10 protein-coding genes are annotated in these 14,792 nt (G+C 59.6%); 4 read left to right on the top strand and 6 right to left on the bottom strand.

What is annotated here, in order from left to right; all coding sequences use genetic code 11:
• Nucleotides 1-260: 260 nt before the first annotated feature.
• Nucleotides 261-2,897, bottom strand: coding sequence for a glycoside hydrolase family 78 protein (locus H7B90_RS15585; RefSeq protein ID WP_185136810.1), 2,637 nt, complete (start codon nt 2,895-2,897; stop codon nt 261-263).
• 235 nt (nt 2,898-3,132) lie between these two features.
• Between H7B90_RS15585 and H7B90_RS15580 the strand changes: the two genes are divergently transcribed.
• The 4 genes from H7B90_RS15580 (at nt 3,133) to H7B90_RS15565 (ending at nt 8,188) form a co-directional block, all read left to right on the top strand.
• Nucleotides 3,133-4,206 (top strand): LacI family DNA-binding transcriptional regulator, encoded by a 1,074-nt coding sequence (locus H7B90_RS15580; RefSeq protein WP_185136809.1) that lies wholly within the window; start codon nt 3,133-3,135, stop codon nt 4,204-4,206.
• Between the two features lie 105 nt (nt 4,207-4,311).
• A complete protein-coding gene (locus tag H7B90_RS15575) occupies nt 4,312-5,808 on the top strand; it encodes a spore germination protein (protein WP_311772734.1) in 1,497 nt (498 codons plus the stop codon).
• Nucleotides 5,809-5,811: 3 nt separating this feature from the next.
• Nucleotides 5,812-7,044, top strand: a complete 1,233-nt coding sequence (locus H7B90_RS15570) for a Ger(x)C family spore germination protein (RefSeq protein ID WP_185136808.1) — start codon at nt 5,812-5,814, stop codon at nt 7,042-7,044.
• Nucleotides 7,045-7,078: 34 nt separating this feature from the next.
• Nucleotides 7,079-8,188, top strand: a complete 1,110-nt coding sequence (locus H7B90_RS15565; RefSeq protein ID WP_260411057.1) for a GerAB/ArcD/ProY family transporter — start codon at nt 7,079-7,081, stop codon at nt 8,186-8,188.
• 34 nt (nt 8,189-8,222) lie between these two features.
• Here H7B90_RS15565 and H7B90_RS15560 read toward each other — a convergent pair whose 3' ends face one another.
• The 5 genes from H7B90_RS15560 to H7B90_RS15540 form a co-directional block, all read right to left on the bottom strand.
• Nucleotides 8,223-8,687, bottom strand: a complete 465-nt coding sequence (locus H7B90_RS15560; RefSeq protein ID WP_185136807.1) for a hypothetical protein — start codon at nt 8,685-8,687, stop codon at nt 8,223-8,225.
• Nucleotides 8,688-8,705: 18 nt separating this feature from the next.
• Entirely contained in the window at nt 8,706-9,743 is a 1,038-nt protein-coding gene (locus tag H7B90_RS15555) for a DUF3231 family protein (protein WP_185136806.1), read from the bottom strand.
• Between the two features lie 62 nt (nt 9,744-9,805).
• Complete coding sequence (locus tag H7B90_RS15550; protein WP_185136819.1) at nt 9,806-11,440, bottom strand: GMC family oxidoreductase; 1,635 nt, start codon at nt 11,438-11,440, stop codon at nt 9,806-9,808.
• Nucleotides 11,441-11,565: 125 nt separating this feature from the next.
• A complete protein-coding gene (locus H7B90_RS15545) occupies nt 11,566-12,030 on the bottom strand; it encodes an EVE domain-containing protein (RefSeq protein WP_185136805.1) in 465 nt (154 codons plus the stop codon).
• Nucleotides 12,031-12,284: 254 nt separating this feature from the next.
• Nucleotides 12,285-14,390: a serine hydrolase domain-containing protein gene (locus H7B90_RS15540; protein WP_185136804.1), complete on the bottom strand. Its 2,106-nt coding sequence runs from the start codon at nt 14,388-14,390 to the stop codon at nt 12,285-12,287.
• Nucleotides 14,391-14,792 lie beyond the last annotated feature (402 nt).

The following is a 14,792-nucleotide window of genomic DNA, read 5'->3' as shown; positions in this document are numbered from 1 at the left end:
TACAGGAATGTTTAGAGAACGAGGTCTTTGAGCCGGAACCATGGGATTCCGGTTCCGATTCCGACTGCAACCATGTCCGAGACTTCCATGTCCCCCTATCCCAAATAGATAAATGAGCCGCCCAAAGCCGACGCGCGGCCCCGGGCAGCTCCTCTGTTCCTATTCGCCGCTATTCGTTGCTAGCTGCTTCTCTCCGCTCTGTTCGCTCTGTTCGCCTTGTTCACCCTGCTGGCCCTGTTGGCCTTGTTCGCCTATTTGCCCTAACCATCCAGCCGGCTCTCGAACAAGTACGTGCCCGACCCGAGTTCGAAGCTCGCGACGCCTTCTTCCGCCGCCTGCCCGTCGGCGACAATCCGGCTGCCCGGAACGCGGACGGTCGCCGAAGCGTTCGCCGGAATGCGGACGCGGAGCTTGAACGCGCCGTCCGGCTCCAGCGTCCAGGACGATTCGTACGTTCCGTGCAGCGAATCGAAGGAAGCGTCGACCGACGAGAGCCGGCCGCCCGGACGGGGCTGGATGATCGCCCGGCGGAACCCCGGAGCCGCGGGATCGGCTTCGATGCCGGCCATGTAGCGGTACATCCACTCTCCTACCGAGCCGAGCGAATAGTGGTTGAAGGAGTTCATCGACGGCGTCTGGAAGCCGTTGTGCTCGGTCCAGCCGTCCCAGCGCTCCCAGATCGTCGTCGCTCCGTGCTTGATCGAGTACATCCAGGAAGGGAATTCTTCCTGCGTCAGAAGATCGTAGGCGACGTCCAGCCGCCCGCCGTCCGTCAGGGCGGGCAGCAGGTAGCCGACTCCCAGGAAGCCGGTGGACAGCCGATCTCCGCGGGAGGCGATGTCGTCCGCGAGATGGCGGATCGCCAGCTTCCTTAGCTCTTCGGTCAGCAGCTCGAATTGCAGGGCGAGCACGTACACCGTCTGCGTCCCGCCGCGAATGCGTCCGTCCTCCGAGACGAATTCCCGGCGGAAGGCGTCCGCGATGTCTCCGTGCAGGCATGCATACTTCTCTTCGTCTTCCTTCCGGCCGATCGCGCCGGCGATCCGGCTCAGCAGCTTGGCGCTGTAAGCGAAGTAAGCCGTCGCCAGCACCTCGTTCGGCGTATCCGCTTCGATGGACAGCCAGTCGCCGTAATTGGCGTAATCGGGACGGATCAGTTCCGCGCTGTTCGTGCGCAAATAGTCGACCCATCGAACCATCGCCTCGTAGTGCGTCGCTAGAATGCGCGTATCCCCGTACATCAGGTACAGCGTCCACGGGATGACGACGCCGGCGTCGCCCCAGCCGGCGTTGTCCGGCGCGAACCAGTTCAGCCTCGTGTTCCACATCTTATGCCGGATCCAGCCCGCGTCCGGAGCCACGTCGGTGAACGCGCCCGACGGCTGCTGGCAGTCGATCATATCCAGCATGTACTTCGCGAAGAACCGCGACACGTCCATGTTATAGGAAGCCGTCCGCGCAAAGATCTGGGCGTCCCCCGTCCAGCCGAGCCGTTCGTCCCGCTGAGGGCAGTCGGTCGGCACCGAGAGGAAGTTGCCTCGCTGCCCCCAGGAGATGTTCGAGATCAGTTGGTTGACCATGGCGTCGGACGTGCGCAAGCTTCCCGTCTTCGGCGTGTCGGAGTGAACGACCTTGCCGACGATCGTCTCCAGATCCGGCTCTCCCGGGAAGCCGATCAGCTCGACGTAGCGGAAGCCGTGGAACGTGAAGCTCGGCTCGTACCGCTCCTCGCCTTCGCCCTTCAGAATGTAATGGTCCTGCTGAACGGCGACGCGCAGGTTGTCCAGATACAGCGAACCGTCCGGATTCAGCATCTCGGCGTGGCTGAGCGTCACCTTCGTTCCTCTCGCTCCGCGTACGCGAAGCTCCGTCCAGCCGACCATATTTTGACCCATATCGTATATATAAGTCCCTTGCTCCGTCCTGCGGATCGAGATCGGCTTCATCGTCTCGGCGACGCGGATCGGAGGCTCGATCGTCGCGGTCAGCAGGCCGTTGTAGCCCGCCCGAACGTCCGGCCGTTCCCAGCCTCCGTCGTCGTAGCCGGGCCGGTCCCACCCGGTCAGCTCAAGCCGCGCGTCGAAGGTCTCCCCCTTGATCATGTCGGAGTAGACGATCGGACCCTTGGCGGCTCGCCAGCCGGCATCGGTGACGACGGACTCGCGCAGGCCGTCGGCGTATTCGATGTTCAGTTGAAGGAGGAAAAAAGGACGTTCCCCGTACAAGTGATTGCCGAGAAAACCGACCGTGCCCGAATACCACCCGTCGCCGAGAACGGCTCCGACCGCGTTGGCCCCTTCCGTCAGCCACGGCGTCAGGTCGTAGGCTTGCGTCTGCACGCGTTTGTCGTAGTCGGTGAAGCCCGGCGCGAACCGGTCGCCGATCCGTCTGCCGTTGACGTGCAGCTCGTACAGGCCGAGCGCGGTCGCGTACGCCGTCGCCCGCCGGATCGTCCCCTTGACTTCGAACTCCTTCCGGACATAGGGGGAAGGCTGCAGCTCGACGTTCGGCTCCGCCCGGCGGCCGATCCAGGCTCCCTTCCACTCGCTTCGGGCGAGAAGCCCCATCGTCCAGAAGTACGCTTCGCTCCAATCCGATGCGGCTCCTTCGCCGTTCCAGGAGCGGACCTTCCAATAGGATCGGCCCTCCGATTGGAGCGGCTTGCCTTCGTAGACGACGTGGGTCGTCCGGTCGGACGCGACCTTCCCGCTGTCCCACATATCCGCTTCGTCCCTTCCGAGCGCTTCGGCCGTCGAAGCGACCAGAATGCGGTAAGCGGATTGAACGGCGTTCCGTTCATCCGACCGGATCCGCCAGAAGAAGCGGGGAGACTTCTCGTCCAGTCCAAGCGGATTGGTCATGTACTCGACTTTGCCGTCCGTAACTTGCCATCCCATATCGGCATCCTCCCATGGCTGAAATCGAATTTTGTTTAGTATGTTTAGTTAAAAGACTATCGTCATTTAGTTCCAAACACATCCTATCACCGCAAATCGCTTGCGTCAATACTCGGATCAGAACGAAATCCTAGGGATCTATCAACTTAACAACACTAAACATATTCAACGCACTTGCGCATCTTCGCTAAACAAACTAAACTAAACATCATATAAAATCAAGGAGAAATATGCGATGAATATGGAAGATATCGCAAGATTGGCCGGCGTATCCAAAGGCGCTGTGTCCCTCGCCTTCAGCGGCAAGCCGGGCATCGGAGACGAGACCCGGGAACGCATCTTGAGCATCGCCCGGCAGGCCGGCTATACGCCGAGATCGAGAGTCCGTCCGCCCGTCCGCCCGTCGGAGGATTCGCCGAGAGGACGGGAGCCGGCCGTTCTCCCGTTCCTGGTCGTCGCCAATTCCGGGATCGTAACGACTCATTACGATCGGCAGCCGTTCTTCCGCGAATTGATTCATTATCTGGAGAAGAGCACCGAATCCGGCGGCTTGTCCCTGCTGATCTCGGCCATCGATATGGAGCGATTCGAAGATGACCTTCGGGCCGTCGCGGAGGCTCATTCGGACCGGGGCGCGATTCTGCTCGGAACCAACTTGAATAAGGAGGTCATCTCCCGCGTCGCGGAGCGGCTGCCGAAGCTCGTCGTCCTGGACACCTGCTTCGAGACGCTCCCCGTTCCTTTCGTGTATACGAACAACGCTCTCGGCGGCTATCAAGCCGGAGCGTCGCTCTGCCGGTCCGGACACCGAACGATCGGATATGTGGCCTCCAACGTACGGATTCCCAACTTCGACAACCGCCGGAGGGGCTTTGACGAAGCCATGCGCGAATGGGGCGCGAAGGTGCTCCCGGAGCACGAGTTCTCCGTCGATCCGATGGTTCCGACCGCCCAGGAAGCGTTCAAGAGCCGGTTCCGCAGGCTGCTGAACGAGGGGAGCCCGCTGCCGACCGCCCTCTTCTGCGAGAGCGACTTCATGGCGATCGGCGCGATGAAGTCGCTGGCGGAGCTGGGAATTCGCGTTCCGGAGCAAGTATCCGTCGTCGGCTTCGACGATATCGCCGAAGCGGTGATCGTCTCCCCCGAGCTGACGACCGTTCGCGTGGACAAGGAGAAGATGGTTCGCGCCGCCGTCCGGCTGGCGAGCGCCGCGGGCGATTCGCCTTCCGGCCTGAGCGTGAAGGTCGCGGTCGATACCGTGCTGGTCGAACGGCTGTCGAGCTCTCCCGCCCCTCTTCCAACGGAATAGCGGCGGAGACGACCGTCCCGTTCGGGCAAGGCCGGTTTATCCGAATGGAAATCGGGATAACCTGCATTTATCTTCCTGTCCCATCGACTGAAGGATGTGCCCTCCGTGCAGGAAGCCCTATCGCCTTCTTCCCTCGCCTCCGCGCTGAACCAACTTCGCGAGAGAATGGGGAACAGCTCCGACTTTATCGTTCGGGAGTTCGCGGACGGTCCTTCGGCGCCGCCGCGTATGGCCGTCTGTTACCTGACGGAGCTGGTCGATCAGGAGCAGTTAAGCCTGCTGCTCGATTCGCTGGTCGCCGAGACCCGGTCGGACGATGACGACGCCGAGCGGATCGAGGCGGATCTGCGGACGCGGATCCGGGTGGGCAACGTGCGCCGGGTCCATTCGTCCGACGAGATTCTCGCGGCCGTTCTGGCCGGCGAGGCCGCCATTCTGTCGGACGGCGTCGCCGGAGCGATCGCCGCTTCCGTCCAAGGGGCTCCCAAGCGATCGATCGAGGAGCCGTCCTCCCAGACGGTGGTCCGGGGGCCGAAGGAAGGCTTCACGGAAGATCTGAACGTGAATCTGGCGCAGATCCGGCGTCGCATCCGCTCGCCCGATCTCAGGGTCGAGGAACGGCTCGTCGGCCGGTATACGCAGACCCGGGTCTCCGCCGTTTATATCGAAGGGATCGCCAGACCCGAAGTCGTCGAAGAACTGCGCCGCAGGCTCGATGCCATTGACATAGACAGCGTTCTGGAGAGCGGCTATATCGAGGAATTCATTCAAGACAAATCCTTCACGCCGTTTCCGACGATCCAGAACACCGAACGTCCGGATACGATAGCCGCCCATCTGCTGGAAGGGCACGTTGCGGTGCTCGTCGACGGAACGCCGTTCGCTCTCGTTCTGCCCGTCACTTTTTTTAAATTTTTCCTGTCCAGCGAAGACTATTATCAGCGTTACGATATCGTCTCGCTCGTCCGAATCATCCGCTTCATCTCCTTCTTCGTCAGCCTCCTGCTGCCTTCCCTATACGTCGCGATCACGACGTTCCAGCAGGAGATGCTGCCGACCACGATGCTTATCAGTCTCGCCGCCCAGCGGGAAGGCGTGCCGCTGCCGGCCTTGATGGAAGCCCTGCTCATGGAACTAACGTTCGAAGTCATCCGCGAAGCCGGCATCCGGATGCCTCGCGTCATCGGTCCCGCGATCTCCATCGTCGGCGCCTTGGTTCTCGGACAAGCCGCGGTCCAAGCGGGGCTGGTATCGGGCGCCATGGTCATCATCGTCTCCTTCACGGCGATCGCCAGCTTCGTCATCCCTTCCATCGCCATGTCCGCCGCCATCCGTCTCGTCCGGTTCGGTCTTATGTTCCTGGCCGGCACGTTCGGCCTCTTCGGCATTCTGGCCGGACTCGTGCCTCTTCTCGTACATATGGCTTCTCTCGAATCCTTCGGGGTCCCCTACCTCATGCCGGTCGCCCCGCTCCGGTTCCGCAACTTCAAGGATCTCGTCATCCGGGTCCCCTGGCGGTTGATGAAGAGCCGGCCGGCCGTCATCGGCTCGCGGAATCCGACGCGCCAAGCCGATTACCGGGACAAGACGGGGGGCCGCTGAACGATGCGCAAGCCGATCGTGCTCTTGGCCGCCGTCCTCTTGACCTGGCCGCTGGCGGGCTGCTGGAATCGCACGGAATTGAACGAGCTGGGGATCACGTCCGCGACGGGAATGGACCGCAAGAACGGCAAGTGGATCGTCACCTATCAAGTCGTCGTGCCTTCCGCCATGTGGTCCGGCTCCGGCGGAGGGGCATCGACCACTTCCCAATCGACGATCCATGTCTTCTCCGCCGAAGGGAAGACGATTCGGGACGCGGTAGGCAACTCTTACCGCAAGTTCACCCGCCGGCTCTACTTCCCTCATACGGATGTGCTCGTCGTCGGCAAAGAAGCGGCCGAATACGGGGTCTCGGAGATCATGGATCTCTACCTGCGCAACTTCGATGCCCGGGAGACGGGGCTCGTCACGGTGACCGACGGCCTGGCGAGCGATATCCTCCGGCAATTCGTGCCCCCCGAACGGCTGCCGGGCGACGCTCTGGGCAAGATCCTCATGCAAGAGACGAACCAATCCGGTATGATCCCGTCCGTCAGGGTGTTCGATGTGGCCCAAAGTCTATATTCGGACGCCAAAGCGATCGGCGTGCCGGAGATCGTTCTTCAGAACGCGGCAGGCGACAAGGGCCGCGATACGATGTCGTCGATGGACGCATTCAAACCGTCTTCCAAGCCGGCGAGATTGATGCTGAAGCGAATAGCCGCCTTCAAGGGGGACCGGCTGGTCGGCTGGCTGGACGAACGGGAAGGCTACGGCTTGTCCTGGATGAGGAACGACATCAAGAACACCTTCATTCCCTTCCCCTGCCCGGGAGCGAAGTCGGAAGCCGAGCAGTCGACCATCCAAATCCGGAGCGCCAGAACGCGAATCGCGCCGAGCAAACAAGGAGATCGTCTCGTCATGCGGATCCGGGTCAAAGTCAGAGGGGATCTGGTGGAATCTTCCTGCAGAGGCGACTTCGCGAGTCCTTCGTTAATCGAATCGCTGGAGCGGCCGATCGAACAGGAGATTCTGAAGGCTATCGAGGCCGGCTGGCAAGCGTCTCTTCGATTGGGAATCGATCTCCCCGGATTCGCCGACCGGGTTCACCGCAAGTATCCGAAGGATTGGAGAAGGTGGAAGAACGATTGGGATGAACGGCTGCGGCGAATTCAGCTGGACGTTAAGGCGTACGCCTCGATTCGCAATATCGGCCTGTCGCAACAGCCGATAAGGAGCGACGGCCGGCATCCCTAAGCCGGTCAGACTTGAATAGCCGGAAAGGACGGAGATGATGGAGCGCCAGACCGTTACCGTGTCCTCGCTCGCGATCGCGTTTGCCCTGTTCGAAGTCGGCAGCACGACGCTGTTCCTCATCGGAGCGGAAGCCAATCAGGATGCCTGGATCGCGATGTCCTTGGCCGCCGCGATCGGCTTTGTCTTGCTTATGCTGTATATGGCCATCTATCGCGCGGACCCCCACCGCGATCTATTCGCCTTATGCAGATTCTATCTGGGGCGTTGGCTCGGGAACGCGTTCGGGTTCTCGTTCGCCGCCTATTTCGCCTACGAGGCGTCCCGAAACCTGCGCGATCTGGCCGAGCTCACGATGCTTATCCTGCTGAACCGGACTCCGCTATTCGTCCTGTTGACCATAACCGTTCTCGTCGTCGCGAACACCGCGCGCTATGGAGCCAAAGTGCTGTTTTATACCTGCTTGGTGCTGCTTCCGATGATGGCGGTCAGTTATCTGTTCCTGAACATCATGTTCGTCAGCATGAATCTCATCCGGTTCCAGAACATGCTGCCCGTGCTCGAGAATGGATGGGGTCCGATCTGGCAGGCCGCCGTCCCCCGCATCGTCTCCTTCCCGTTCGGACAATCGGTGCTCTTCCTCGTCTTCTTCCCGCTTGCGAAGGCCTCGTTCAGCCGGCTTCGCAGCGCCGTCTACGTCTCCTATGCCGTGATCGCCGTCGTGTTGATCTTCCTCAACCAAGTGAACATTCTGGTTCTCGGTACGGGGATCGCCAAGAATAGCATGGTTCCGCTGCTGGAGAGCGTTCAGTTAATCGAGTTCGCCAACGTTTTCGAGCGAATGGATATCTTTTTCGTCCTCGTGCTCTTCCTCGGACTGGGAATCAAGATGGCCGCCTTCTTGATCGGGGCGACGACGGGCCTGCACAAGGTTACGGGGATCGGTTACAAGAAGTGCGTTCCCTTGATCGGGGGCGCCGTTTACGCCTTATCGTTCTCTTCCCCCAATTACGTCCACCATATATGGCTGGGGAAAGTCGTGACGTATTGGGATCCCCTCTTCCAGATCGCGTTGCCGGCGATACTGCTTATCGTTATATGGGCCCGACATTCTAAGAAGGCATCCGTTCTTAAAAAAAGCGAATAAAAAAGCAGCGCGCGTCCGAATCGCGGCTGCTCGTTCAATCCGTATCCTGTCTGGCTGCCGCGCGAGCTCGGAACGAGCGCTGAAGCCCGAGTCCGACCGCGATCCCGACGGCCAAACCGGCCAGCCCCATCCACATCGCCCCGAGAAAGTCCCGCGAATAAATAACCCCGATCGTCGCGAAGAAGGCCCCGAACGCGAACGGAAATACGGCATAAGGCTTCGCGCCGCCTCCTGCGTCCTTATAAGCGTCCCAGATCCCGAACATATAGACGCAGGGATAGAACATGAGCCACTGATAATCCGTCTGGGCGATCGTGAGCCGGATGTCGCCGTGGAAGCTGGAGATCAGGATCTGGTTCAAATGAGATTGAACGTTGATGACGAATTCCAAGAGGATAAGCACGATCCCCTTGAGGTATTTGCCGTTGCGGAATTGGCCGAATCCGGGGAGAGCAATGCTCCACAACAAGGCATCGGCGACGCGGGAAGGTTTGTCCATGGGATACCTTCGGAAGGGTTACTTGGAAGCCAAGGCATCGCGATCCGCCGCCAGCGGGGGTTGCTCCAGCCAGCCCATATCGATCAAGATGTTCCCGCCGTCTTCGACGTAATTCCCGACCTCCGCGATAAACCGCGCGAACGTCATCGCCAAGTCGTGCCGGGTGCTGGACGCCAACGCGTTGCCGTACGTTCGGATGCGCACCGCGAACATGTCCACTTTGTGGAATAACATGATTTTATCGGAGAACGGGGAGAAGTTGGAATCCGTGACCAGGTGATCCAGGCGCGGATGCGTGGGCAGGTCTTCCTTCTGCAGCAGCTTGTTTAAGATCTCGATGTGCTTGGAGGCAATCCCCTTCCCCCTAAGGAAGTAGTTGCGGACCTGTTCGGTTGAGGCGGATTGGCAGAAGCCGGTCAGTACGGCGCTGCTGATCGCGTTGTTTTCGACGTTGTCGTATAGATGGGTGATCTCCAGGGCCTGCAGCGGCCGGACGTCCCCGAAGAATCCGTTCAGGAACGACTGCTTTTTGATGAATTCGATTTTTTGAGGCGTCGGGATGACGGGCGGCTTAATCAGAAATCCTTTCGCATCCAACAAATTATTAACGATGTTAACCAAATTGATCGTCGATACGAGGCAATCGGTAAAAAATTCGCGAACATCGGGGCGCGTCACCAACGGAACGGCGATTCCGTAGATGCTGATCCCCGCTTTGCTGGTATATTTCAAGTAGTGAAGATAAAACTCGTCGTCGTACAGCCGGGGCGCTCCGAGATTCACGTCTTGATCGGTGAAGCCGAGCGGAAGCGGATGGCCTTCGCGGTTGAACATGTCGGTGACGGTTCGCACGAATCGTTCGGCTAATCGAAGGCCCTCTTCCAGGGCAGCCTTGATCTCGCTGTCGTCTACGTTGCGAATGAAATAAGCCAAGACGCGGGTAGCCATGCTGTTCCCCATATAAGTCGCCCATAATTTCCCTATCTCGGCCGAGGTTAATTTCTGGGTCATGGCTTCTTGGGGATGGTTATCGCGCAAGGTCTCAAGCTTGATCATCGAAGCTGCACCTCCTGATGGTTGATCATAGCTTTTTGACTTTGCCGATTTTTTATTCCAAGTTACTCCTCGAAGCCGGCCGGACCCGACGCGCGCCTTAATCTTCTCCCGCGTGTCCGCAATTGCTGCGCGATCGTCCATCCGATCAGGAAGGCCGGCGCGGAAGTGTTGCCGTCGACGGTGAACGGAATAATGGAATCGTCGGCGACGATCAAGTCTCTGACGCCGTGCACCCGTCCTCTCGAATCGACGACGCCGCCCCTTCGCAGAGGCGCCATGCGAAGAGAGCCCTGCTGGTGATGATTATGGTCGAAGTTGTCCTTGATAAAGCTCTCCAATTCGCTATCGTTATCGATGACGTCCGGCGACGGCGAGATCAACGTGTAAGACGGATCGATGGCCGCCAACTCCGAAGCGATATTCTTGATATAGACCCGGTATATTCGCTTCACCGCCTCGAGGTCCTCGGGATTGTCCAGGAACCCTTCGTCCGCCAGCACGATCTGAAGCGGATCGTCGCTTTGAAGGCGAATGCTTCCCCTGCTCTTGGGGCGCAAATATAAGATCGCAATCGTCAGCGTATGATCCTCACCGCCGATCCCGACCAGCTGGACTCCCCTTCTGTTCGGATTCGCGCCGGGCGACGGGTCGGGCAAGAAGGCTCCGCCCGTGTACAGCGCGCTCGGATCCTGCCGAGGCAACGGGGAATCGTCGGGATTCGTCGAGAACACGGCGAAGTTCAGCGTATGATTCCGCAATCTCTTGCCTACGTTCGGATTATGGAAAATAACGGGGATGCCGGCGGTCCGCAGTTCTCTGGACGGACCGATTCCGGAGAGCATCAGCAGCTGGGCGCTGTTAATTCCCGCGGACAGAATGACTTTCTTCCGCGCGAATGCGCGCAAGCATTTCCCTTCTCTCAGAAATTCGACGCCGATCGCGCGCTTGTTCTCGAACAGAACGCGAAGCGCGGTCGACTTGTAGAACACGCGCAGCTTCCTTCCGTTCAACCCGCGCCCGTCGGGACCCGCGATGTCGGCGGACAGGAACGCCGTCGACGAGCTCTCCCTTCGTCCGTCCGGCTGCTGGTACAATTGCCACCTGGTAAACGGGCCGAGCGGCGTCGCCGGATCGTTGTAATCCAGAATCTCCCCGAATCCGGTAGCGGACTCGATCGCCGCGACGAGTTTATGAGCCATCGAGGTCGGATTCGCGGGAGCCTGCCGGATATCGACCCGGCCTTTGTAGCCGTGCACGGAAGGATCGTCGGTCGCGCCGTTGTATTTCTCCAACCACTTGAATCCTCGAATGGCTTGTTCCGGCGACCAGAGGGGGCCGAGAAGGGCTTCCCACTCCTCGAATACGGCTGAAGTGGGCCTCACATACTGCTCCCCGTTGATCGAAGAGCCGCCTCCGGAGAGCCGGCCCGTCGTCCACTCGAACGATCGATCGTCGACTCCCTTCTGGGGAACGCCTTCTCCTTGCCAGAAGTATTGCGGGAAGAACCTCTCTTCGAGCTCGGGGGCGAACGTGGAATCCGTAATCGGACGGTCTTGATCTTCATTCTCCCCGGCTTCCAACACCAATACGGAAGCCGACTTGGAGTCGGACAGCGTCTTGGCGATGACGGCCCCGGCTGGCCCCGTTCCGACGACAATATAATCGTACGTTAGCTTTCGACCGGTTTTCTTCACGATGCGTTCCCCTTGTTCCTCAGATTAACCCGTTCGATCGCCGGGCATAAACCCAATATATGAGGCAGGCATTCTCCCGGTTATAAAAAAACCGCGTAAATCGCGGTCAAGGGGCCGTATGGGATTCATCAACGACTTCCGTATTGGGAAACGTCAGCTTGCATCGCTTCCGCGATCGTCAGGAAGTCTTCGCGGTCGATCTCGAAATGACCCGTGCGAAACGAGTAGCCCCAATTCTTCACGCCGCGGGTGAAGCGAAGCCGATCGAGCAGGTCCGCGATCCTCGCACTCCGGCAGGCAGCGTAGTCGATGTTCCGACGATAGGGGACGAACGTCGAAGACATCGCGTATTCGTACACCCGGTCGTCCGCTACCCGTCCGATGGCGGTGAACGCCTGCAGCGGCTCCCCGCTTCCCATGTCGGTGCGCGGGGAATAGTAAATGAGCCAATCGCCCGGCCGCATTCTGCGCAGCGGCGCGGCTTTGCCATGGCACAGCTGGGCGAAGCCGCCCCGAACTCCCCGTTGCACGTGCGACGCCGAGACGACGCCGATCCAATAACGCGGCTTGCGCGATGCTGCTATCGTATTCATAGCCGAATCCAACCCCTTCGATGAAGTTGGTTCCAGCATACGACAATGCTGTTGACACCTGTCTGTCAGTAGCGATCGAAGATACCGCACTGCCAATCTTTTTTTTTCGAAGCACATCCATTCCGGAACTCCGATGAACCCGGTACCGAATCGAATGCTCCCTATCCGATCCCGTTCTCTCGAAGGCTCCTTCTTCTAAAAGAATGAAGGCTGGAAAAGACCCGGTCGCCCGGAGCCTTCCAGCCTTCAATCGGTTATGCGGAACGTTCCTGCAGCGAGATCTCGAACCTCGAACCGGCTTCTCCGGCGAATACGACGGTTCCTTTCGCAGGCAGCGCGACTTTGGAGTCGCCGCCGATGACGCTGAAGTATACGCACGTCCCCTTCTCGTCGTATACGGCGAAGGAGCCGTTCGCCGGCGCATTCACCTTCACCGTCTTGCCGGCGTCTTTGTCGCTGACCGTGTACCACTTGGCGTAACCGCTCGACGGGATCGTGGCGGCCGACTTCTTCGCGACGTAAATCGGCTTCACGGCGTCTTCCGCTACGAATAGGCTTCCCGATGCGTCCAGGTATTCGACCCCGTCCTCGGCATAGAACGTATACCCCGAGAGATCCCGGCCGTATAAGCCCGGAATTTGCAATTCGGAGGAGGCCGTATTCGGACCCGTGATCGGCTTATCGAGCACGTAACCCGGCAACTGCTTCGACAGATTCAATTGCAGCGTCGGCATCAGCAGATACGCGAGGGACGTATGCTTCTCGTTCAGCAGGTAGTACTTCTTGCCTTCGCGCTTCGCCCAAGCCGCGGCCGTCTCCGCGGACAGCTCGCGGGGCTGAAGCTTCTCGGCGGAGTACAGGGAGAGAGCCGTCTGCCCCAGCCCCGGCAACGAAGCGTACTGGCGAGTCCACAGGTAGGTACGGCCGTTCTCCTCCGTCACGAAGCGGATCATCGTGTTCCCGTCCGCGCTGCGGAAGTTGCCGTCCGCCGAATACTCGTATTTCTCGGCCGGATAATCGGGAGCTTGTTCCGTAGACAAGGAGAGCTCGCCGCTCGGGCTAATCTCGACTTTCATCGTCTGATTGCTCGCCCCATAGATTCCCGCGTACTGCAGGACGGATTCCGGCATATCCGCCTTCACCGGCTTGCCGTACGACTTCTCGGGCTTGAACTCGGCGATCTTCCCCTTCTCCTTCAGAGCCTGAAGCAGCATCTCGTTCGCCAAAAGCTGATCGGTCGCGCTGGACCCTCCGGAGGAGACGACCGCGGCCGCCATGTCCTGATCGGGCAGCACGACGAGCGAGGCGTGATACAGAATCGTATCCCCGCCCTTGGTCAGCGCCTGAATCCCGTATTCGCCGAACGGGTACAGATCGACGCTGTCCCAACCGAGACCGTACTCGATCGAGTTGTCCGCTTCGTCCGGCCATAGAGGCGTCTTATACTCGTCCTGCTCCATGGCTTCGACCGAGTTGTCGGACAGGACCTCTTCGGCTTGCCCCGTGAATATCCGCGAGAAGCGGACCAAGTCCTCCGCCGTGGAATAAATGCCGCCCGTCCCGATCACGTTGACCGTCTCGTTCGGCAGTTGGCCTTGGTAGGAGGGATAGTAGAGTCCCGCCATCTTCGCCGCGTTCGGCGAATCCAGCGGCGTCTTCGTATCGGACATTCCAAGCGGCTCCGTTATGAACCGATGGATGTAAGAGGTGAAGTCCATGCCGCTGACTCTCTCTACCAGAATCTCGGCCAACGTGAAGCCGTCGTTGCAATAGACCGAATAGGCGCCCGGATCGGCCTTCAAAGTCTGGTTCGCCAGCTGCTTCAGAAGCGTGTCGTGGGCGAACGTGTCCTTGTCTTCGAATAGGAAGGCGTTCGTCAGCGACGAGCCGTTCAGTCCCGACGAATGGTTGAGCAGCATGCGCGGCGTAATCTTCTTGTAGCGCTCGTCCTTCATCGTGAATTCGGGAATGTACTGCACGACCGGCGTGTCCAGGTCGATCTTCCCTTGGTCGACCAGCTGCATGACGGCCACCGTCGTAAACATCTTGCTCGTCGAGCCGATGCCGTACAGCGTGTCCGCCGTGAGCGGCTTCTGCCCCTTCTCGTCGTTCAAGCCGGATTGGCCGGAGACGACGATGTCGCCATCGTCGATAAGGGCGTACTGCACGCTGGTCGTGCCGTAGGATTTGGTGAGCAGGTCGGCCTTCTCCGCCGCGGCCTTCCGCGTCGCGTCATAGGCGGCCGAACTTCCGTTCGGAGTCGTAGCCGTAGCCGCAGCCGTTCCCGTTGCGGTTGCCGCCGTCGGCGCGAGCAGCGTCAAGGCAAGCGTCGCCGCCGGAATTGCGAATCGTGTCCTCATTGGAACCTCCTTGGGCATTCTATTAGTTCCCTAATAGATACGCATGAGCGTGCAAGTAGATTCCAAGATTTTCAGGCCTTTAGCGAAAGTTTAGGTTGGCGAAGGGGCCGTTCGTCCGTGATAGTCGTCCCACAAGGGGCGGATGGATTGTTCCAATCTGTCGACGATAGCCTCCCTTTGGCTCTCCGAGATATTCGCGGTATCGTTCGAAATCTCGTTCCTCAAGCGAATGAGCACGAATAACGGCGGCAAGTTCGTCTCGCGCAGAGCCTGAAGCATGGCTTGCTCTTGCGGGGTAATCTCCATGAGCCTTCAACTCCTTGTCGAATAGAAACCTAACGGTTAGGCAACCCTGCTTCTATTCTAAACCCTGACATCGGTGTCAAGGTCAAGCGAATATTC

The sequence above is a fragment of the Cohnella xylanilytica genome, from assembly GCF_014212175.1.
Classification (GTDB): domain Bacteria; phylum Bacillota; class Bacilli; order Paenibacillales; family Paenibacillaceae; genus Cohnella; species Cohnella xylanilytica.
This window is presented reverse-complemented; position numbering and strand designations above follow the sequence as displayed.